Annotated in this window: 23 protein-coding genes; 10 read left to right on the plus strand and 13 right to left on the minus strand. The window is 54.7% G+C overall.

Annotated elements, in window-relative coordinates:
• The 4 genes from ABWP81_RS02985 to purE form a co-directional block, all read right to left on the minus strand.
• Positions 1–355: SGNH/GDSL hydrolase family protein (locus tag ABWP81_RS02985; protein ID WP_502905504.1), on the minus strand; the 355-nt coding region annotated here is incomplete at its 3' end.
• Between the two features lie 29 nt (positions 356–384).
• The gene (locus ABWP81_RS02990; RefSeq protein ID WP_353139237.1) at positions 385–1431 is read right to left on the minus strand and encodes an L-threonylcarbamoyladenylate synthase; all 1047 of its coding nucleotides are present in this window, start codon (positions 1429–1431) and stop codon (positions 385–387) included.
• A 31-nt stretch (positions 1432–1462) separates the two neighbouring features.
• Positions 1463–2689, minus strand: a complete 1227-nt coding sequence (locus ABWP81_RS02995; RefSeq protein WP_353139240.1) for a 5-(carboxyamino)imidazole ribonucleotide synthase — start codon at positions 2687–2689, stop codon at positions 1463–1465.
• Positions 2686–3177 (minus strand): 5-(carboxyamino)imidazole ribonucleotide mutase, encoded by a 492-nt coding sequence (gene purE / locus ABWP81_RS03000; protein WP_353139243.1) that lies wholly within the window; start codon positions 3175–3177, stop codon positions 2686–2688. The genes ABWP81_RS02995 and purE overlap by 4 nt, the downstream gene beginning before the upstream one ends.
• A 46-nt stretch (positions 3178–3223) precedes the next feature.
• Between purE and trxA the strand changes: the two genes are divergently transcribed.
• A complete protein-coding gene (trxA, locus tag ABWP81_RS03005; RefSeq protein WP_353139246.1) occupies positions 3224–4180 on the plus strand; it encodes a thioredoxin in 957 nt (318 codons plus the stop codon).
• A gap of 7 nt (positions 4181–4187) precedes the next feature.
• Here the strand turns inward: trxA and ABWP81_RS03010 are convergent, their stop codons facing one another.
• The 3 genes from ABWP81_RS03010 to pyk all read right to left on the minus strand — a co-directional run bounded on the left by ABWP81_RS03010 (position 4188) and on the right by pyk (position 7664).
• On the minus strand, positions 4188–5093 hold the full coding sequence (locus tag ABWP81_RS03010) for a phosphoribosylaminoimidazolesuccinocarboxamide synthase (RefSeq protein WP_353133853.1): 906 nt from the start codon (positions 5091–5093) through the stop codon (positions 4188–4190).
• 3 nt (positions 5094–5096) lie between these two features.
• Positions 5097–6161, minus strand: a complete 1065-nt coding sequence (fba, locus tag ABWP81_RS03015) for a class II fructose-bisphosphate aldolase (protein ID WP_353139249.1) — start codon at positions 6159–6161, stop codon at positions 5097–5099.
• A gap of 69 nt (positions 6162–6230) precedes the next feature.
• On the minus strand, positions 6231–7664 hold the full coding sequence (gene pyk / locus ABWP81_RS03020) for a pyruvate kinase (protein WP_353133847.1): 1434 nt from the start codon (positions 7662–7664) through the stop codon (positions 6231–6233).
• A 232-nt stretch (positions 7665–7896) separates the two neighbouring features.
• On the opposite strand from pyk, the gene ABWP81_RS03025 reads away from it, so the two are divergent.
• Together ABWP81_RS03025 and ABWP81_RS03030 are read left to right on the plus strand one after the other, a co-directional pair.
• Complete coding sequence (locus tag ABWP81_RS03025; protein ID WP_353139252.1) at positions 7897–8982, plus strand: fatty acid desaturase; 1086 nt, start codon at positions 7897–7899, stop codon at positions 8980–8982.
• Between the two features lie 84 nt (positions 8983–9066).
• A complete protein-coding gene (locus ABWP81_RS03030; protein ID WP_353139255.1) occupies positions 9067–9438 on the plus strand; it encodes a surface-adhesin E family protein in 372 nt (123 codons plus the stop codon).
• A gap of 11 nt (positions 9439–9449) precedes the next feature.
• Here ABWP81_RS03030 and ABWP81_RS03035 read toward each other — a convergent pair whose 3' ends face one another.
• Both ABWP81_RS03035 and ABWP81_RS03040 read right to left on the minus strand, forming a co-directional pair.
• Complete coding sequence (locus ABWP81_RS03035; protein WP_353139258.1) at positions 9450–10643, minus strand: phosphoglycerate kinase; 1194 nt, start codon at positions 10641–10643, stop codon at positions 9450–9452.
• A gap of 59 nt (positions 10644–10702) precedes the next feature.
• Positions 10703–11452: an SDR family oxidoreductase gene (locus ABWP81_RS03040; RefSeq protein ID WP_353133835.1), complete on the minus strand. Its 750-nt coding sequence runs from the start codon at positions 11450–11452 to the stop codon at positions 10703–10705.
• A 170-nt stretch (positions 11453–11622) separates the two neighbouring features.
• Between ABWP81_RS03040 and ABWP81_RS03045 the strand changes: the two genes are divergently transcribed.
• The 7 genes from ABWP81_RS03045 (at position 11623) to ABWP81_RS03075 (ending at position 18795) form a co-directional block, all read left to right on the plus strand.
• Entirely contained in the window at positions 11623–12783 is a 1161-nt protein-coding gene (locus tag ABWP81_RS03045; RefSeq protein WP_353139261.1) for an ABC transporter substrate-binding protein, read from the plus strand.
• Positions 12784–12867: 84 nt separating this feature from the next.
• Positions 12868–13737: a branched-chain amino acid ABC transporter permease gene (locus ABWP81_RS03050; protein ID WP_353139264.1), complete on the plus strand. Its 870-nt coding sequence runs from the start codon at positions 12868–12870 to the stop codon at positions 13735–13737.
• Between the two features lie 2 nt (positions 13738–13739).
• Positions 13740–14816, plus strand: a complete 1077-nt coding sequence (locus ABWP81_RS03055; protein WP_353133826.1) for a branched-chain amino acid ABC transporter permease — start codon at positions 13740–13742, stop codon at positions 14814–14816.
• Between the two features lie 7 nt (positions 14817–14823).
• Positions 14824–15609 carry an ABC transporter ATP-binding protein gene (locus ABWP81_RS03060; protein ID WP_353139267.1) on the plus strand — a complete coding sequence of 262 codons (786 nt, stop codon included), beginning with the start codon at positions 14824–14826 and terminating at the stop codon, positions 15607–15609.
• A 1-nt stretch (position 15610) separates the two neighbouring features.
• The gene (locus ABWP81_RS03065; RefSeq protein WP_353139368.1) at positions 15611–16429 is read left to right on the plus strand and encodes an ABC transporter ATP-binding protein; all 819 of its coding nucleotides are present in this window, start codon (positions 15611–15613) and stop codon (positions 16427–16429) included.
• Between the two features lie 70 nt (positions 16430–16499).
• On the plus strand, positions 16500–18377 hold the full coding sequence (locus ABWP81_RS03070; protein ID WP_353139270.1) for an AMP-dependent synthetase/ligase: 1878 nt from the start codon (positions 16500–16502) through the stop codon (positions 18375–18377).
• Between the two features lie 34 nt (positions 18378–18411).
• Positions 18412–18795, plus strand: coding sequence for a cupin domain-containing protein (locus ABWP81_RS03075; RefSeq protein WP_353139273.1), 384 nt, complete (start codon positions 18412–18414; stop codon positions 18793–18795).
• A 19-nt stretch (positions 18796–18814) separates the two neighbouring features.
• On the opposite strand, the gene ABWP81_RS03080 is transcribed toward ABWP81_RS03075, so the two are convergent.
• From ABWP81_RS03080 to def, 4 genes are read right to left on the minus strand one after another with little or no spacing between them, the layout of a single operon-like run.
• Complete coding sequence (locus tag ABWP81_RS03080; RefSeq protein ID WP_353139276.1) at positions 18815–19165, minus strand: AzlD domain-containing protein; 351 nt, start codon at positions 19163–19165, stop codon at positions 18815–18817.
• On the minus strand, positions 19162–19893 hold the full coding sequence (locus ABWP81_RS03085) for an AzlC family ABC transporter permease (protein ID WP_353139279.1): 732 nt from the start codon (positions 19891–19893) through the stop codon (positions 19162–19164). The genes ABWP81_RS03080 and ABWP81_RS03085 overlap by 4 nt, the downstream gene beginning before the upstream one ends.
• Before the next feature lie 16 nt (positions 19894–19909).
• Entirely contained in the window at positions 19910–20905 is a 996-nt protein-coding gene (fmt, locus tag ABWP81_RS03090) for a methionyl-tRNA formyltransferase (RefSeq protein ID WP_353139282.1), read from the minus strand.
• Positions 20906–21412: a peptide deformylase gene (def, locus tag ABWP81_RS03095; protein WP_353139285.1), complete on the minus strand. Its 507-nt coding sequence runs from the start codon at positions 21410–21412 to the stop codon at positions 20906–20908.
• Positions 21413–21449: the final 37 nt, after the last annotated feature.

Below are 21449 nucleotides of genomic sequence, written 5' to 3' on the forward strand. Positions count from 1 at the left end.
CTGCTTTGACATCAAACGTGCCCACAGTGATCACCACCAAGTCGCCCGAAGAAAAACCGCCATTCGCAGTCACAACACTATCTATTTGCGCGGCCAGGCCAGAGACCAAGGCGCCAGCACTGGCCTTACTAACGATATTGGACTGTCCAAAATAAGCCGCCACTTGTCCAACTACCGTGCGTGTAGTTGTCCCATCGTCAACAGTGGCCGCTGCATTGTTAAACCCATCCCCCAAACCAATTACTCGCGTTGGCTTGAACGGGTCCACCGTGCTGCTTGCACCGCAGGCTGAAAGCAAGCCCACAATGGCAATGCTGCACAGGGCTTTGAAGGTTCGGCTAAAAATTGGGTTCATCACAGGCTCTCTTTATGTACTGCGTTAGTTTAACTAGTTGGCGCGGCGGCCCGTGTCAAGCGGTCGCGAACACCATCCCATTCTGGGGTGAGGGGTGGGGCTTCAACCCAAATGTGTGCAACGCCTTGAGCGTCAAAGCTGCGCAATTGGGCAAAAAGTTGGTGGGCGCAGTCGTTGGCCGATGAGGGCATGGGCTGCACCTTAAACAGAGCGGCGTTAGTTGCAGGCAATTGAACAGTGCTGCGGGACCAGACGGCGACCATGCCAGCGGCAGTGCCCGCACCCGTCAATTCAGGGCTAGTTTTTGCACTTGCACTTGCATAGGCAAGGATGAACTTTTGCAGATCAGCGGCCGCCATCAACTGCAACCTGGCCGTGGGCGCATAGTGCGACGCCAACGAACCCGAAGTTCGCGGGGCCTCTGGATCGGGGGTGTTTGGCGCAATGACGGTCACACCGCACGCAATGCTGAGTTGCTGCGGCGTGATCACGCCCGGGCGCAACAACACAGGCGCAGCACGGGTGCAATCAACAATGGTGGACTCAATGCCCACATCGCAAGCACCTCCATCGAGGATGAGCAAGTCATCACCAAACTCGCCCGCCACATGCGCGGCCGTGGTAGGGCTGACGCGGCCAAACACATTGGCGCTCGGTGCAGCCACCCCCAACACGCCCAAGGCTTCGGCGCTGTGCAACACAGCTTGCGCTGTCGCGTGTGATGGACAACGCAAGCCCACCGAGTTTTGTCCACCCGCGGCCACGGCAGCCACCTCGGGTCGGCGCGGCAAGATGAGGGTCAAGGGGCCGGGCCAAAAAGCATCCATAAGTTTTTGCGCAAAGTCCGGCACGTGGCTGGCAAAGCGCTGCACGCCTTGCGCGCTGGCCACATGCACGATGAGCGGGTGGTTGGCGGGACGGCCTTTGGCTGCAAAGATTTTGGCCACTGCGGCATCGTTGCCCGCATCTGCGGCTAAGCCGTAGACCGTCTCGGTTGGCAAACCCAAGAGTTCACCGCGCCGCAAGGCTTGTGCAGCGGCGGTGATGGATGTCGAGAGTTGGCCGTCGAAAATCATTTGATGCAGAGCGAGCAAATAAATAGAGCCATCAAAACGGTGCAATTCCCAAAATGGCTGCCGCTTGCAATGCCACGTAACGCGCTGCCTCTGGCGTGGCAGCGGTGATGTTGAGGTGACCCATCTTTCGGCCCACACGCGCTTCGCGTTTGCCGTACAAATGCAGGTGCGTGCCAGGCAACGCCAGCACTTGGTGCCATGCGGGCTCAACTTGTAAAGTATTTGGCTTCAAAGAATTGGGTTCTGACCCCAGTTTGTCAAACCACAAGTCGCCCAGCAGGTTAAGCATGATGGTTGGGCTGTGCAAACGCGGCTGCGTCAACGGCAAATCGGCCATGGTGCGCACTTGCAATTCGAACTGCGACACATCGCAGGCGTCTTGGCTGTAGTGGCCGCTGTTGTGGGGGCGAGGCGCGATTTCGTTGACGACCAACGAGTGATCGGCCAACACAAAAAACTCCACGCACAGCACGCCAACATAGTTCAACTCTTGCGCCACGGCTTTGGCGGCGGTGATGGCTTGGTTCGCCAACGCGTCGGGCACATTGCCTGCAAATACTTCGGTCACGGCCAAGATGCCGTCGCGGTGCAGGTTGCGTTGCACAGGCAGGTTCACGGTTCCACCGTCGCGACCACGCGCCACGATGACTGAACATTCGCTGACCAAGGGCAACATTTTTTCCAACACGCAAGGCACGCCACCCAGCTTAGCCCAACCGGCGTTGAGCTCGTCGCGTGTGCCCACGCGCAATTGGCCTTTGCCGTCGTAGCCCATGCGGGAGGTTTTTAAAATTCCGGGCAGCAAGTTGTCAACTACGGCGGCGTTCGCCGTGCCCGCCAATAAGGCGGCGAGTTGCGCAGCCGTATCGATCACCACATAAGGCGCCACGGGCACGCCGCAGGCTACAAAGTGGGCTTTCTCACGGGCACGATCTTGCGCCACAGCCACGGCAGACGCGGCAGGAGACACGGGCAGTGTGGCGGCCAATTGCGCCAGCGCATCGGCAGGCACGTTTTCAAATTCGGTGGTGACGGCTTGGCACGCAGCTGCCAGTTGCTTCAAACCTGCGGCATCTAAGTAGTCGGTGTGGATGTGGTGGTGGCTCACCAAGCCTGCGGGGCTTTGCGCGTCAGGGTCGAGCACGGCGGTGTTGTAACCCATGCGCTGCGCGGTGTGAGCCCACATGCGGCCTAACTGGCCGCCGCCCAACACGCCCAAGGTCGAGCCGGGCAGCAAGGGTTTCAGGGTTTGGCTCATACCGGTGGCAGCGTCATGCTGCGCGCCACTTCGGTTTGCGCCACACGGAAGGCTTGCAGCTTCTCGGCCAAAGCCGCGTTGGTGGACGCCAGCAAGGCCACGGCAAACAAAGCGGCGTTGGCCGCGCCTGCATTGCCAATGGCAAAGGTGGCCACCGGAATGCCCTTAGGCATTTGCACAATGCTGTGCAATGAGTCCACGCCCTGCAAATGCTTGCTGGCCACGGGCACGCCCAGCACGGGCACGATGGTTTTGGCGGCTAGCATGCCGGGCAAGTGGGCTGCGCCACCCGCACCTGCGATGATGGCGCGCAGCCCACGCTCTTGCGCCGCTTCGGCGTAGGCAAACATGTCATCGGGCATGCGGTGGGCTGAAACCACGCGAGTTTCAAAAGAGACGCCAAATTCTTGGAGAATCTGGACTGCATGTTGCATGGTGTCCCAATCGGAATTGGAACCCATGACGACACCGACTTGGCACTGGGTCATGATGTGGCTGTGTGTGAGCAAAAACGAATTTTAAGACGGGACCCCCATGATTGATGTGACGATGGAAAATTTCGAGGCCGATGTGATTGCGGCCTCACAAACCACCCCTGTGCTGGTGGACTTCTGGGCCGACTGGTGCGCCCCCTGCAAATCGCTAGGCCCTGTGCTCGAAAAGTTGGAAACTGACTACGCAGGCCGCTTCAAGCTGGTCAAGGTTAATGCCGACACCGAGCAGCAGCTGGCCAGCGCGTTTGGCGTAAAGAGCCTGCCCACTTGCATCTTGCTGATGGGTGGCCGCCCTGTGGATGGGTTTATGGGCGCGTTGCCCGAAGGCAAAGTGCGCGAGTTTTTGGATAAGCATTTGCCATCCGACAACGAAATGGCCGCCCAAGCAGACGTCCAGGAAGCCGAACATTTGGCACAGGCCGGCGATCCACACGCCGCCATCGCCAAGCTGCAAGAGGCTTTGAGCCTCAACACATCTGACGACGAGACCCGTTACAACTTGGTCAAGCTGCTGATCTCGGTAGGCGAGCTAGAAGAAGCGCAGGCTGCCTTAGCGCCAAAGCTGAGCGAGATTCCGTTGCAACTGCGCTTTGATGCGCTGAATTACTGGCTGCAAGCCTTGATGTTTGTGGCCACCGACGAGCGTGCAGGCTGGAGCTTCGAGCAGTTCGATGCTGCCATCACCCAAAACAAACGCGACTTCGACACCCGCTTGGCGAAAGCTCGATTGCTGATTGCCGCCGAGTTGTTTGAGGCCGCGATGGACGAATTGCTGGAAATCATCATGCGCGACAAGGCGTGGAACAACGACGTGGCGCGCAAAACCTACGTGTCCATCTTGGAGCTGATGACGCCGCCCAAGCCCAAAACGGACGATGCCGCCTTCGGCAAATCCGCAGGCGGCATCGAGTTAACCGGCAAAGCTACGGTGCAAGCTGACCCCGTGCTGGAGATGATTTCTCGCTACCGCCGCAAGCTCAGCATGGCGCTGAATTGATCCGTTTTTAGTTCCGCAACCGGTCCCAAGCTTCTTGGTATTTGGAGGCGGTTTGGGCAATCACCGCTTGCGGCAAATGCGGTGCGGGGGGTGATTTGCTCCAAGGCTTGCCCTGTACCTGAGCTGTCTCCAGCCAGTCGCGCAAGAACTGTTTGTCGTAACTGGGCGGGTTCACACCCTCTTTGAAACTCTGAGCGTAGCTGTCGGCAGGCCAGTAGCGAGAGGAGTCGGGCGTCAGCACCTCGTCCATCAACACCAGGTCGTTGTTGGCATCGAGGCCAAACTCAAACTTGGTGTCGGCAATGATGATGCCTTTTGCTGCGGCCACGTCGCGCGCGGTTTCATACAAAGCGATGCTGATGGTTTTGATTTTCTCGGCCAAGCCGCCGCCAATCATCTCGACCATTTGTTCGTACGTGATGTTCTCGTCATGGTCGCCCACGGCCGCTTTGGCGGCTGGCGTGAAGATGGGCTCTGGCAGTTTGCTGGCGTTCTTCAAACCTTTGGGCAGCTTGACGCCACACACCGCTTGGTTGTCTTGGTATTCCTGCCAACCGCTGCCAGCCAAATAGCCACGCACCACCGCTTCCACGGGGATGGGCGTTAAGCGTTTGACCAACATCGAGCGGCCGGTGACTTGCGCCGCTTCGTCGGCACTCACCACGCTCTCAGGCGCTTCGCCGGTCAGGTGGTTGGGGCAAATGTGGCCGAGCTTGCCAAACCAAAACAAAGCCATTTGGGTAAGCAGTTCGCCCTTGCCCGGAATGGCTTCGCCCATGATGACGTCAAACGCGCTGATGCGGTCAGACGCCACCATCAAGATGCGGTCGTCGCCCACGGCGTAGTTGTCGCGCACTTTGCCGCGTGCGAGTAAGGGCAAGGAGGTGAGTGCAGAGGTGTGCAGAGCTGCCATGTATTACTTCACCAACTGAGCGAGTTCGCCCTTGGCGTACTTGGCCGCCACCACAGAGAGGCTGTCGCCCTTGACCTTGCCGCCTTGGCCTTCGCAACCGAATTCCAAATAGCGTTGCTTGCAGATGTTCATCGCAGCTTCGCGGGCCGGCTTGAGCCATTCGCGTGCGTCAAACTTGTCTGGGTTCTCGTGCAAAAACTTGCGCACCGCGCCGGTCATGGCCAAACGGATGTCGGTATCTATATTGATCTTACGCACGCCGTGCTTGATGGCTTCTTGAATTTCAGACACAGGCACGCCGTAGGTCTGTTTCATCTTGCCGCCGTACTGGTTGATCATGGCCAACAAGTCTTGCGGCACGCTGCTAGAGCCGTGCATGACCAAATGGGTGTTGGGGATGCGGGCGTGAATTTCTTTGACGCGGCTGATGGCCAAGATGTCGCCAGTGGGCTCGCGTGTAAATTTGTAGGCGCCGTGGCTGGTGCCGATGGCAATGGCCAAAGCGTCGAGCTGCGTGGCTTTCACAAACAGCGCGGCTTCTTCTGGGTCAGTCAACATTTGGCTGTGGTCAAGTTTGCCCACAGCGCCAATGCCGTCTTCTTCACCGGCTTCGCCTGTTTCCAAGTTGCCCAAGCAACCCAACTCGCCCTCTACCGACACGCCCACTTTGTGCGCCATGGCCACCACTTGTTGGGTGACTTGCATGTTGTATTCGAAGCTCGCCGGGGTTTTGCCGTCTTCTAGCAAAGAGCCGTCCATCATCACGGAGCCAAAGCCAAGGTCAATCGCGCCTTGGCAAATCTGGGGCGAGGTGGCATGGTCTTGGTGCATGACCAAGGGGATGTGGGGGTAGGCTTCGGTAGCTGCTTGGATCAAATGCTTGATGAACGACTCACCCGCGTATTTGCGTGCGCCAGCGCTGGCTTGCAAGATGACAGGCGCGCCCACAGCGTCAGCCGCCATCATCACGGCTTGCACTTGCTCCAAGTTGTTGACGTTGAAAGCTGGAATGCCGTAACCGTGCTCTGCAGCATGGTCCAGAAGTTCGCGCATCGATACGAGTGCCATGGGGGAATCCTCAAAAATTAAAAACTGATGTAACTGCTGCCAATTTTAAAGGCGGCAGTTCAAACCCCATCAACGGACTTCGCAAATACGCATCATGTTGGTGCCGCCCGGTGTGCCCATGGGGTCGCCGCAGGTGATGGCGTACACATCGCCCGTGTCCACAATGCCGCGCAATTTGAGGTGTGCTTCGGCTTGGGCCATTGCGGTCTCGCGGTCCGCGCTGGTGTCCATCAACAAAGCACGCACATTGCGGAACAAAGCCATGCGGCGCTGCGACGACACTTTGGTGGTCACTGCATAGATGGGAATATGAATGCGGTGACGGCTCATCCACAACACGGTGGAGCCAGACTCCGTCAACGCCACGATGGCCTTAGCCCCCAAATGATGCGCTGTGAACAACGCCCCCATGGCAATCGATTGGTCAATACGGGTGAAGGTTTGGCCTTTGAAATCGGCATCCAGTTCCACGTCCTCGGCAGCTTCGGCAGCCTCGCAGATCTTGGACATTTCTTCCACGGTTTCCAGCGGGTATTTGCCAGCGGCAGTCTCTGCGCTCAGCATGACGGCATCGGTGCCGTCTAGCACGGCGTTGGCCACATCACTCACCTCGGCGCGGGTGGGCACGGGGTTGGTGATCATGCTCTCCATCATTTGGGTGGCGGTGATCACCACCTTGTCGTGCTGTCGCGCGAGCTTAATCATGCGTTTTTGCAAGGCTGGCACAACGGCATTGCCCACCTCCACAGCCAAGTCGCCACGCGCCACCATGATGCCGTCGCTGGCGCGAAGAATTTCGTCCAGCAGCGGGATGGCTTCGGCGCGTTCAATCTTGGCAATCAATCCAGGCTTGTGGTTGTATGGCGCGCCCGCAACGTTAGCCAATTGGCGCGCCATTTCCATGTCTGTCGCATTTTTAGGAAAGCTCACGGCCAAATAGTCGGCTTGGAAGCTCATCGCCGTTTTGATGTCTTCCATGTCTTTGGCCGTCAACGCGGGCGCGGTCAAGCCGCCGCCTTGTTTGTTGATGCCTTTGTTGTTGGACAGTTCGCCGCCCACTTTGACGGTGGTGTGCACTTGTTCGCCGCGCACAGCTTCGACCTTCAACACAATCAAGCCGTCGTTGAGCAACAACAAGTCGCCAGGTTTCACATCGCGGGGCAGTTCTTTGTAGTCCAAACCCACGCCTTGCAGGTCGCCAGGTTCGGTGCGCGAGGCGTCCAGCACAAACTTGGTGCCGTTCTCCAGCATGACCTTGCCATCCACAAACTTGCCCACACGGATCTTGGGGCCTTGCAAGTCAGCCATGATGGCCACTTCTCGGCCTGCACGGGCTGCGGCTTCGCGCACGAGGTGGGCACGGTCAATGTGGTCTTGGGCTTTGCCGTGGCTGAAATTCAAGCGAACCACGTTGACACCCGCGCGAATCATGGCCTCAAGCAATGCAGGATCGCTGGAAGCTGGGCCTAAAGTAGCAACAATCTTGGTGGCGTGACGGGCCATATGCGGGACTCCAATGTGGTTTTTATTGAGTTCATTCTTGCATGCTTGCCGCCGGGGTCTGCGTCATGCTTGGTGCCTCAGGCTCTGTAAATGCCTTCTTTTGTCGTCTTTTTATCCCCAAAGCCTTTGCCGCTAAACGGGTAAACACCCGTTAGAGCCAGAACGGCGATAATTACGTCACTTTTGATACAAATCAGTGCGCTTCCAAAACGCTCACCTAAGATCGTCACTTATGACCACACATATTCAACCCATCCTTCCCAGCGAACCCTTGCCACACCGCAAAATCATGCGCGAGTGGCTGATTCCTTTGTCTGAGCGCACCACCGTGCTTGCCATCGTTTTGCTTGTTGCTGACTACGTGCTTTGGGCCGCTTTCATGGCTGGCACCGTGTACTTTGATGCATGGTGGGCAAAGCTCTTGAGCGGCTGCGCTGCAGGCTTTGTGATTGGCCGCTTGTTCATCATCGGCCACGACGCTTGCCACCAAAGCCTGACCCCGCACCGCAACCTCAACAAGTGGTTAGGCCGTATTGCCTTTTTGCCCTCGTTGACCGCCTACAGCCTGTGGGACATCGGCCACAACGTGGTGCACCACGGTTACACCAACCTCAAGAACTTCGACTTTGTGTGGGCCCCTTACACGCCTGAAGAGTTTGCTGCCTTGAGCAAATGGGAACAGCTCAAAGACCGCATTTATCGCAGCGGTTGGGCACCTGGCCTGTACTACATGATCGAAATTTGGTGGAACAAGATGGTGTTCCCTAACGAGAAGCACATGCCCACACGCCGCCCCATCTTCATAAAAGACTGCTTGCTCACCACCGCCTTTGCAGTGGTTTGGGTAGCTGCCATGGTGTGGGCTGCGATTGCTACTGACCAAACCATTGGCTACATTTTGTTGATGGGCTTTGCAGTGCCCTTCTTCTTCTGGGTGACCATGATTGGTTTTGTGGTTTACGTGCACCACACCCATGTGGACGTGTCTTGGCATGAAGAGCGCACGGGTTGGTCAAAGGCCTCACCTTTTGTGTCCACCACCGTGCACTTGACCTTCCCATTGAACATTGGCGCATTGATGCACCACATCATGGAACACACCGCGCACCACTTGGACATGAGCATTCCTCTGTACAAACTCAAGCAAGCGCAAAGCAAGCTAGAAGAGTTGCTGCCAGAACGCATCATCGTTCAGCCCTTCTCATGGAGCTGGTATGCGCAAACCGCTCGTGACTGCAAGCTGTATGACTTCAAGACCGACAGCTGGACCACCTATGACGGCACAGTTACCAGCCCACGCGCCATGAAAGCCGCTTAATCACCTGTTGATTTTTGCCAAGCCTTTCAAAGCCCCGCAAGTTCTGCTGAATTTGCGGGGCTTTTTCTTGTACGCTTCTTCCCCATGAAATTCATTGTTTTGTTTTTGCTGGCCCTTGCATCTACGACGTCACACGCCATGTGGGTGACCGTCACGCGCAACGAAGTGGCCACGGTTTATATCGACTCCAGCGCGATTGTGAAGATGGGCTACAACCGCCGCGTGTGGGTGGTGTACGACCTGACCAGCCCAGACAAAACGGGCCAGCAATCGGTCAAGTCTTACATTGACTACGACTGCACGGAAGGCAAATACAAAACCCTCAGCGCTAGCAGCCACCCTAACAAAATGGGCAATGGCCCGGCCATCAAAGCGCTGCCTGTGGCTGAAGGCTGGAAACCTTTGAGCCAAGACAGCATGAGCCGACAGTTGTTTGCTTTTGCTTGCGCTTGGTGAGTTTGGTTGGATTAACCCACAGCGCGCTTGGTCAAAATCTCAAACGCAGGCAGGGTCTTGCCTTCCAGCACTTCTAAGAAAGCGCCGCCACCCGTAGAGATGTAGCCCACTTGCTTTTCAATGCCGTACTTGGCAATGGCTGCCACGGTGTCGCCACCGCCGGAGATGCTGAAGGCGCTCGATTCGGCAATGGCGTGCGCGATGGTTTTGGTGCCGTTCTCAAAAGCGTCAAATTCAAACACACCCACGGGGCCGTTCCACACAATCGTGCCGGCCTTCATCAGCTGCGCGGCCAGCTTGGCGGCGGTTTCTGGACCGATGTCCAAAATCAGATCGTCATCGGCCACGTCGGTGGCTTTCTTGACGGTGGCCACCGCATCAGCGGCAAAGGTCTTGGCCGTCACCACGTCGGTGGGGATGGGCACTTCTGCGCCGCGGGCTTTCATGATGTCGATCACCGCTTTGGCTTCATTCACCAAGTCGCGCTCGGCCAAGCTTTTGCCAATGTTCAGGCCCGCGGCCAGCATGAAGGTGTTGGCAATGCCGCCGCCGACGATGAGCTGATCCACGTTGTTGGCCAATCTCTTGAGGACGGTCAGCTTGGTGGACACCTTGCTGCCCGCCACGATGGCGGCCAGTGGGCGTTTGGGGTTGGCCAAGGCCTTTGTGATCGCGTCAATCTCTGCTGCCAGTAAGGGGCCGGCACAGGCCACGGGCGCGTATTGCGCGATGCCGTAGGTGGTGCCTTCGGCACGATGCGAGGTGCCAAAGGCGTCGTGCACAAAGATGTCGCACAACGCACCCAGCTTGCGGGCCAATTCGGGGGCGTTCTTTTTCTCGCCCACGTTGACACGGCAGTTTTCTAGCAACACCACTTGTCCTGGCGCAACGGCGACGCCGTCCACCCAGTTGGACACCAGCGGTACATCGCAGCCCAACAACTCACCCAAGCGCTTGGCCACGGGCGCCAAAGAATCGGCCGGCTTGAACGCGCCTTCTGTAGGGCGGCCCAAGTGTGACGTGACCATCACAGCCGCGCCGGCCTTGAGCGCCATTTCAATGGCGGGCACAGAGGAGCGCACGCGGGTGTCTTCGGTGATGTTGCCCGCGTCGTCTTGCGGTACGTTGAGGTCTGCTCGGATGAACACACGTTTGCCTTTGGCGGAGCCGTTGGCACACAAATCAGAGAAGCGAATGACGTTCATAGTTGTAAGCAGTAAAAGTAATAACTGCCGTCATTCTAAAAGTCTGAGCTTGCGCGAAATTAGCCACGCCCCACAAACGGCATTTTGGTCGCCATCACCGTCATGAACAACACATTCGCCGACAGCGGCAAACGCGCCATGGCCATAAAGCTATCGACCACGCCTTGCATGTCCATGCGCGCCTCGGGCTTCACGCTACCGTCGGCCTGCAAAGCACCAGCGGCGAACTTGTCGGTCATGTCGCTGGCCACGTTGCCAATGTCAATCTGGCCCACCGCAATGTCAAACGCGCGGCCATCGAGCGAGGCCGCTTTGGTCATGCCGGTGATGGCGTGCTTGGTGGCCGTGTAGGCAATCGAACCAGGGCGCGGTGCGTGCGCCGAAATCGAGCCGTTGTTGATGATTCGCCCGCCCTGTGGGCTTTGCGCTTTCATCAACTTGAACGCGTGTGAGAGGCAATAAAACGCACCGTTGAAATTGACATCCACCGAGCGACGCCAATCTTCGCCCGTTAAATCGCCGGGCATGGTGGCGGGCAAAAAGATGCCCGCGTTGTTGAACAACAAATCCAAGCGGCCGTAGTTCACGCGCACCTGCTCAAACAACTTAGCCACATCGCCCTCGTTGCTCACATCGCAGGGCACAGCCAGCGCATTGCTCGCATGCGCGCCCGCTGCTTGCACCGTGGCCTGCAGTGCATCCGCACGACGCCCCACCAACACCACCGTCCAACCTTCGGCCAACAAAGCCAACGCGCATGCCTTGCCAATGCCAGAACTGGCGCCTGTGACGATTGCTACTTTGCTCATGGCTGTGTTCCTTTGAAAAATACGATTGTCAACGAGCCAACCTCTGGCGTTTCTTTACCAGTCAGCTAGGTGTAAGTCCTAGTCCAATTTTTGTTTTTGTCTAAACGCTTATACATATAGTTCACTGCTAGGAGAGATGATTCTCCGCCTAACACTTTAAGGATGCCAAGATGCGAATTAAAAACGGGGTAATAGTTACAGCTGTTTCGATTTTGTTAGTAGGAGCGAGTCTTTCCGCTCATGCCCAAAGTCAAGGAGTCAGTTCCAACGAGATCCTGATTGGAAGCATTCAAGATTTGTCAGGCCCACTGGCCGGCTTTAGCAAAATGGCCGCGGCTGGCATGCAAATGCGGGCAGACGAAATCAATGCCAAGGGCGGCATCAATGGCCGCAAACTAAAACTGATCGTTGAAGACTCTGCTTACAACCCAACCAAAGCTGTTCAAGTTGCTCAAAAGCTAATCAACCAAGACAAGGTTTTTGTGGTCGCAGGCTCAATTGGTACGGTAGTCAACAACGCGGCCATGCCTGTGCAATTTGAGAAAAACGTCATGAACTTTGCGCCACTTACGGCCGCGCGTGACATGTTCGAGCCTGTTAACAAATTGAAATTCGCAATTCTGGATGACTACTACGGCTCAATGAAAGAGCATGCGCCAGTTCTCTTCAAGAAAGTCAACGCCAAAAAAGCCTGCATCTTGCACCAAGACGATGAGTTTGGTTTAGAAGTTGCTCGCGGTGTGACAGATGGACTGAAATCTATCAATATCCCAATCAGTGAGACAACGACCTACAAGCGGGGTGCCACTGATTTTTCTTCACAAATCGTGAAGTTAAAAGCCGCCAACTGCGACTTCGTCGGCATGGGCACCCTCATTCGCGAAACGCCGGGTGCAATTGGAGAGGCGCGTAAAACTGGCTTTAACCCAACCTTCATGGGCTCGATCGGCGCCTACACAGAGCTAGTCCCAATGCTGGGCAAAGAAGCGGTGAACGGTTTTTATGCGGTCAATTCAGCAACCATTCCTTATCCAGACTCAACCAATGAGAACGTCCGCGCATGGGCTTCGAGCTACAAAGTCAAATACGGCTCAGACCCCCAACTGTTCTCACTTTATGGCTACTGGATCATCGAGTTGCTGAGCCGAGGCATGGACAAAGCTGGCGCTAATTTAACCACTGAAAGTTTGGTTAAAGCCCTGGAAACCATGGGCCCACAAGGCAATAACTTGGGCGTGCCTACAGTCCAATTCACAGACAAGAACCATCTCGGCTCTAGTTATTCTGCAATCTCACAAATTCAGAATGGCCGTTGGATTGAAGTGAAGTGAAGTAATTTTTAACGATCTAGGTAGGCCAGGGCCTTGACTTGAGGCTCCTGGCTGGAGCTGGTTTTATCTTTATGAATGCGCGCCATGTTGCAACTGATTTTTGGTGGCATTTCTCAAGGCTGTATTTATGGGCTCATCGCCCTAGGCTTTGTGCTAATTTATAAAGCGACCGAAACCATTAGCTTTGCCCAAGGTGAGCTCATGATGGTAGGCGCGTTTGGCGCGTTGCTTTTGACACAGTTTTTTGGATTTCCTTATGGCTTTGCGGTTCTGGCCGCTGTTGCAGCACTTGCTTTAATTGGCTTGTTGCTTGAGCGCATGGTCATCCGCCCCGTTTTAGGTCAAACGTCTTTAGCAATTGTGTTGATCACGATCGGGCTTGGCTATGTTGCTAGGGGTCTGATTGCCATGGTGCCCGACATCGGCACTGAGACACACACACTCCAAGTCCCGTATGCGGGCAAAGTACTGGATGTGGCAGGGGCCGTCATTTCGTATGACCACTTAATGGTCATTGGCTCCACGCTTGTCGTGAGCTTAGTTTTGTATGTGATGTTTCGCTTCAGTAAAGTTGGCATCGCCATGAGAGCCACATCTCAAAATCAGCTGGCAGCTCACTACATGGGCATACCTGTGAAGCGAATCAACGGACTGGTCTGGAGCATGGCGGCAGGGCTTGCCTGCCTTGCCGGCATTTTATTAGCCCCCATCACATTCATCCACGTCAACATGGGCTTTATCGGCCTCAAAGCTTTGCCTGCAGCCGTGGTGGGTGGATTTACAAGCTTGCCTGGTGCGATTTTGGGCGGGATCATCATTGGCTTGGTAGAAGCTTTTTCTGGCTTTTATCTACCCGAAGGCTTTAAGGAAGTCTCTGCTTACGTTGTGATGCTTTTGGTTTTGCTTCTGTACCCAGAAGGACTGCTGGGTGAACGAACCCGCAAGAAAGTCTAAGCATGAGATTTATTTTTAAAATAAGTTATGCGCAAGACATCAATATCGTCAAGCACAAGGGCCAAGCTTTTTGGTACTCCCTTTTGCTGTTGGTCTTGGCCTTATGCCCACTCGTCGTGAGCGAGTTTTGGATGGCGCAAGTCAACATCATCCTGATTTATTCACTGGTGGGTTTCGGCACCATGGTCCTTCTGGGCTACACAGGACAACTGTCATTTGGGCACGCCGCATTCTTTGGACTCGGCGCATTTGTGCAAGCCTATTTCACAAATTTAGGGTGGCCATTTTTCGCCGCCTTGGCCGTGTCTATTTTTATCAATGTTGCACTTGGCGCCTTGATCGCACTTCCCGCACTGAGAGTAAAGGGGATTTTTTTAGGTGTTGCCACATTGGCGCTTGGTCTCATTGTTGAGGAAGTGTTCGTCAAGTGGGTGTCATTTACAAATGGCACATCAGGTCTGGCCGTTAAATCTGCACAAATTTTTGGAGTAGCTTTCAATACACAAATTTCTTTTTTCTATCTCGTCTTGGGCATTGTGGTGGTTGCAACCTTGTTGACCATTAATCTATTGCGAAGTTCAACTGGGCGCGCATTCATTGCCATTCGCGACTCCGAAATATCTGCACAAAGCATGGGCATTCATGTGGGGCGCTACAAGATCATCGCCTTCATGATCTCCGCAGGATTTACGGGTGTGGGTGGCGCCATGTACGCGCATTACCTCAGATTCATTTCACCTGAGAACTTCAACCTTTTCTTATCGCTAGATTTTGTGCTGATGGTCATCATTGGTGGCCTAGCAAGTATTCATGGCATTTTCTTTGGTGCCATCTTCATCATCATGATGCCGCCTCTGATTGCCAACCTTAAGGACTTGTTACCCGTATTTATGGCGAATACGGCGGGGTTACAAAATGTCATTTACGGCGTCATTCTGATTTGTTTTGTTTTGTTTGAGCCTATGGGTTTGTATGGCCGCTGGGTCAAGGTTCGAACTTATTTTCAGGTGTTTCCTTTTTATCGAGATGGCATGTTTAAGCGACAAAAGTCATTTCAAAAATCTGACCGCCTGAAGTGAGCCACCTATGTCGCAAACATTATTGAAAGTTCAAAATGTTACGCGCCGCTTTGGCGGCTTGGTTGCTGTGGACAACGTGAGCTTTGATGTCATGCAGGGTGAGGTGCTAACAATCATTGGGCCTAATGGCGCTGGCAAATCGACGTTGTTTAATGTGATCAGTCGGATTTATCCGCAAAGCACAGGCCAATTGTTTTTTGAGAGCGTGGATCTAGGAGATACGCCACCGCACAAAATTGCAAACCTTGGCATCGCGCGTACTTTTCAAAATATCGAGCTCTTTGAACATGCAACTGTTTTGCAAAATTTACTGATTGGTCACCACCGACTGAATCGCACAGGCTTATGGAGCAATCTTTTATTTCTCAACTCCACTCGCCAAGAAGAGCACGCGTCCCGCCTGCGAATCGAAAAGGTCATTGACTTTCTAGGCTTACAAAAATACAGAGACAGCTTTGTATCTGGCCTGCCATACGGCATCCGAAAAGTAGTCGAATTGGGGCGTGCCCTCAGCATGGATCCCAAATTGCTTTTACTTGACGAGCCATCTTCTGGTTTGAATCCTGAAGAAACTGAAGAGATGGCTTTTTGGATCAAGGACCTGGTGAATGATTTAGGCATCACGGTGTTGATGGTCGAACACGACATGTCTTTGGTCTCGCGCGTGTCCAGTCGCGTGGTTGCCATGAATCAAGGACAAGTCATCGCAATTGGGACATCGGCGCAGGTTCAGAGCCATCCTGAAGTGATCAAGGCCTACATTGGTGCAGAAGACGAGGGTGCAAATGACTGATATGCCAACCTCCATGCCGGAGACATCGGCATCGACTGCCGAAAACACAAGTTCAGCACTTCTTCGACTCACCAATATTGAAAGCGCATACGGCCCCGTCAAAGCCATTCGCGGGGTAAGCCTTGAAGTAAAGAAGGGTCAAATCGTCACGCTTCTAGGCTCCAACGGTGCGGGCAAAACGACCCTGCTAAAAACTATCTCAGGCATTATGGATCCCGTCAGAGGCACGGTTGAATTTGCCAACCAAGACATCACGGGCTTAGAAGCTTCAGACCTCGTCAAGAAGGGCCTCAGCCATGTACCCGAGGGACGAGAGGTTTTTCCCATGCTCACGGTCTATGAAAACCTCATGATGGGCGCGTACACCCGCAATGACCGCGATGCGATTGCCCGTGATTTAGAGCAGTCTTATCGGTACTTCCCCATTCTCAAAGAGCGAGAAACCCAAGTCGCTGGCTTGCTGTCGGGCGGACAGCAACAAATGCTGGCTATCGCGAGAGCCTTATTAGCAGATCCACAAATGATTTTGATGGACGAACCCAGTCTGGGTTTAAGTCCTAAATTAACCAAAGAAATTTTCCAGATTATTCGAATGATCAACCGAGACAGTGGACGGTCCATTCTCTTGGTTGAACAAAACGCGCGCATAGCACTGCAAACAGCTGACTTCGGTTACATCATGGAAAACGGACGCATCGTCATGCAAGACTCATGCGAACGTTTGATGCAAAAAGATGACATCCAGGAGTTTTACCTAGGCATGAAACAAGAGGGTGTTCGGGCTGAACGCCGGTGGAAAAAGAAAAAAACTTGGCGCTAGTTGGCCTCGCTGACTCCTACTCACTTGATGAACCAGTTCATGACGACTTATCTAAAACGGGAGATCTCTGATGCGTTACCTTTGGCAAATTGAAGCTGAATTTGCTCGCGCAGAGAAAAATGCTGCTGCGCCTTTGGCGGGCGACACAGTTCAGGCCTTGTTTTGGAATGCAGTCGCGTTACGAAAAAATGATATTTGGTTACGTCAAAAAGAGCTGGGCATTTGGCGCGCCTGGACTTGGCACGAAACCGGAGAGATTGTCAAAGAAATAGCCATGGGCTTGCACGTGCTAGGCATGCGGGCTCAAGATCGAGTTTCAATTTTGTCTAACACTCGGGCTGAGTGGGTATGGGCAGATTTTGCGATTCTTAGTCTAGGGGGTGCGTCGGCGGGTATTTATCCAACGGATGCCGTGTCACAGGTGCAATACATTCTGAGCGATAGCCAAAGTCGGTTTTTATTTGTGGAAGACGAAGAACAACTTGATAAGGTGCTCGAGGTCCTGCCAGACCTGCCCAACCTAAGCAAAATCATTGTCCTAGATGACAAGGGTCTGCGCCATTTTGAGCACCCACAAGTTCTGTCACTCAAGGCGCTGCGCCACCTTGGTGCTACGGCTTTGGCGGGCAACCCTTTTGGTCTTGACGCACTCAAAAACGCCTCATCGCCTGAGCACTTGGCAATACTGGTCTATACATCTGGCACCACCGGTAAACCCAAAGGTGCCATGCACCATCATTCAGGCTTGGTCTATGCAATTCGTGGTCACGCACAAATCATTGCGCAAACACCGCAAGATGAACGCATGTGCTTTTTACCGCTCTGTCATATCGCCGAGCGGGTGGGTGGTGCGTTCGTGTGCATGTACACGGGTACAAAAATTAATTTTGTTGAAAACCCTGAAACTGTTCCTGAAAATATTCGAGAAATTTCACCCACCATCATTCTTGCCGTTCCACGCGTGTGGGAAAAGTTTCAGTCCGGCGTTTATTTGTCTCTCAAAGAGTCGACAAGATTTGAACAGGCCCTCTTCCATTGGGCCATTGACCTTGGGAGCAAAATTGCAGACCAGTTCTTAGCCGGGCAGTCCATTGATCTCCACCAACGTCTGGCATATCGCTTAGCGCATTGGTTAGTTTTGGCGAATGTTCGAAAATCACTTGGCATTGACCAAGCGCGGTTTTTGTTAAGTGGTGCAGCGCCTATCTCGCCGAAAATTTTGCGATGGTTTTTTGCGTTAGGCGTGCCCATGTTCGAGATTTGGGGCATGACCGAAACATGCGGTGGCTCATCTGCGAATAACCTTGGTTTCATCAAGCTGGGCTCGATTGGCGTCCCAGCCCCGCACAACGAAATGAAGCTGGATTCTGAAACGGGTGAAATTCTCATCAAAGGTCAAAATATTTTCTCTGGCTATCTCAACTTGCCAGATAAAACCAAAGAGATGTTCGACGCAGAAGGCTGGATGCACACAGGCGATGTGGGAACAGTGGATGCAAACGGTTTCTTTGCCATCACGGATCGCATGAAAGACATCATCATCACGGCTGGCGGAAAAAACATCACGCCCAGCGAACTTGAAAACGAGTTGAAGGCCTCGCCCTACATCACGGATGCCGTCATTGTGGGTGACCGGTTGCCCTATCTCACGGCCATCATCATGGTCGACCATGACAACGTCGAACAATATGCCCAGTCGCACGACATTGGTTTCACCAACTACGAAAGCCTGACCCAAGCGCAAGAGATCACGAAACTCATTCAATTGGAAGTCGATCAGGTGAATCAAAAATTTGCGCGCGTTGAGCAAATCAAAAAGTTTTTTTTGCTCAGTAAGAAACTAAGTCCAGAGGACGAAGAGGTCACCCCGACAATGAAGCTCAAGCGAAAGCTTGTGATCGATAAATACGCAGACTTGATACAAAAAATGTATGCTGAACGTGCATGAAGCGTAATCTGTGGCTCTTGTTACAGTCTTGTACATGAGCACATTCAACAAAGTCATCCTCTTCACCGACACCGACGGCTTCGCACGTTTCCGCGAGGAAACGATCGAACTCTCCGAAGGCAAACCGCAAGCTCGTTTGTCACCACTCATGGCCAGTGGCGGCATGCAGCTGCGCCGCAGCCCTGTGGGGTTTCGCAGCGACTTTCATTGCACCGACAACCCGCAGTGGTTGTTTGTGTTGGAAGGTCAGATGGAAATCTTTTTGCAAGACGGCACGTCTCGCGTCTTTGGCCCGGGCGAGCATTTTTACTCGGCCGATGTGTTGCCCGCAGGCGCCACGTTTAACGCCCAAGTGCACGGCCACTGGAGCCGCCAAGTGGGGCCTGCCGAGCTAGTGACCTTGTTTGTGCGCGGTTAAACCACGCGGAGCGCGTGCCTTACCAGCCCAGCGCCAAGTGCAAGGGTAAATACACGCCCATGCCCAACACGATGGTCAGCAGCACATCGTGCTTGAAGAAGTACACCGCCACCCCCACCGCTGCTGCATAGATGCGGGCGTCTTGCCAAGTGGCAATCAGCTCGCCTTGGCTCATCATAATTTCAGGCACGACCACGGCTGACAAAGCGGCGATGGGCGCGTATTGCAAACCGCGTTGCGCCCAGTGGGGCAAGTGCCACTCGCTGTTGCTGAGGAAGAAAAAGCTGCGCGTGACCGCTGTGATGACGGCCAAGCCCACAATGACCCAGAGGGTCCAAGCATCGGTCACGTTCAAGTCGGTGCTGTTCATGCAGCCCTCTCTTTCAAGGCCTTGAGTTGCTCCACCATCAAGCACGCGAACACCGCCATGAGGATGGCCACCACGATGTTGAGCCTCAAAGGCAAGTCATAAGCCAGCACCGCCACCATGCCCGCGACGATGGCCGATAACACGCGCAAGCGCGAGCTGGCCAACGAGCACTGAATGCCCAGCAAACACAAAATGCCCGCAAAGCCCAAGCCCCACGAGGTAGGTATGGCGTTGGCCAAAGCAATGCCCAACAAGCTGCACGACATCCAGCTGCCCCAATTGGCAAAACTCAAACCAGCCAAATAGGCTTCTTGCGTGAGTCGGTTTTCTTTGGTGTCGGCAGGATGTGCAAAGCGGCGGGTAAACAACACATACACAGGATCCGTGATGAAGTAGCCCGCCGCAATGCGCGGCAACCGAGGCAGGTGCATGAGGTAGCCGCGCATGTGCAGGCTAAACACCACAAAGCGTAAGTTGACACAAAAGCCCGCGGCCAGCACCACCCAAGCGGGCGCACCCGCCACGATGAGCGGCGTTGCCGCCAACTGCGAGCTACCGGCATACACCAGCAGCGTCATGAAGACCGACTCAAACACGCTCATGCCCGACTTGACCAAGGCCACGCCCGTCATCAGCGCCCACGCAATTTGCCCAAAGGCTTGAGGTGCGAGGTCTCGCGCCCCGAGATTGAACTCAGGGTGTTGGTAGAGCTTGCGTTGCCAAAACATGCGTCAGTTTTTCAGTTTATTTTTGAGCGCTGTGCGGCTCAAAACACTGGCCAGCTGTGAGCGAAAAGCCGCGCAAAAAATCTGCTGCGCTCAGGCGCTTGCCCCCTGCGCGTTGCAGCTCGGTCAGGCACAACACACCTTGCCCGCAGGCCACGCGCACGCCGTGTTCATCGGCGCTGATCACTGTGCCGGCTGCTTTGTTGTGTGCGGTTTTTTCTGCCGTGGCACGCCACAGTTTGATGACGTCAGCGCCCATTTTCGCCGAGGCAGCGGGGAATGGGTTGAACGCACGCACACGTCGGCCAATCGCGTCAGCGGGCTGTCGCCAATCCACCGCGGCTTCGGCTTTTTCAATTTTGTGGGCGTAAGTAATACCGGACTCAGGTTGTTTGACGGGATGCAATTTGCCCGTCTGTGCATCAGCCAAAGCACGCACCACCAAGACGCCACCCATGTCGGCCAAGCGGTCGTGCAGGCTGGCGGTGGTGTCGTCTGCGGCAATGTCCAGCACGTCGGTCAGCAGCATGTCACCGGTGTCGAGACCCGCGTCCATTTGCATGATGACCACACCCGTTTGCGCATCCCCCGCCTCGATGGCGCGGTGAATGGGTGCAGCGCCCCGCCAGCGTGGCAGCAGCGAAGCATGAATATTCAAGCAGCCCAAGCGCGGCGCGTCCAGCGCCCACTGCGGCAAGATGAGGCCGTAGGCCGCCACCACCATCACATCGGCCTGATGTTTCGAAATAGCCTCAGCAATGGCGGCTTGTGCAACCGCTGCGTCGTCTGGGTATTTGCCGTCAAGACGAAGACTCAACGGCTGAGCCACGGAGATGTTGTGTTGCATAGCCAATTGCTTGACGGCCGAGGCTTGCAGCTTCATGCCGCGACCCGCGGGTCGGTCCGGCTGGGTCAGCACCAAAGGCACGGTGTGACCTGCCGCCAAAATTTGAGCCAAGGCCTCGGCCGCAAATTCTGGCGTGCCCGCAAAGATGACGCGAAGCGGTTGACTCATTTATTCATCGTCGCGCAAGGCTTTGAGCAATTTGGTTTTGATGCGGGTGCGCTTCAAAGGCGAGAGGTATTCCACAAACACCTTGCCTAGCAGGTGGTCCATCTCGTGTTGGATGCACACGGCCAACAAGCCTTCGGCCTCTAGGGTGCATTCTTTGCCATGCTCATCCAGCGCTTTGACCTTGACGTGTGTCGCACGTTCAACGCCATCGTAAATACCGGGCACCGACAAACAGCCTTCTTCGCCTTTGACGCGCGCATCGCCCATCCAAATGATTTCTGGGTTAACAAGCACGGTTGGCTCGTTACGCTTTTCTGAGGTGTCCATCACCACCAAGCGCTCATGCACGTCCACTTGCGTGGCAGCTAGGCCGATGCCATTGGCGTCGTACATGGTTTCCAGCATGTCGGCGATCAGGGCCTTGATGCGCGCGTCAATCTCTTTGACGGGCTTGGCGACGGTGTTGAGTTTGGGATCGGGGAATCGAAGGATGTCTAACTTGGGCATAACAATATTGTCCCCGCTTTTGAAGTTTTCTATCTTT

Source organism: Limnohabitans sp., from assembly GCF_040401135.1.
Taxonomy (GTDB): domain Bacteria; phylum Pseudomonadota; class Gammaproteobacteria; order Burkholderiales; family Burkholderiaceae_C; genus Limnohabitans.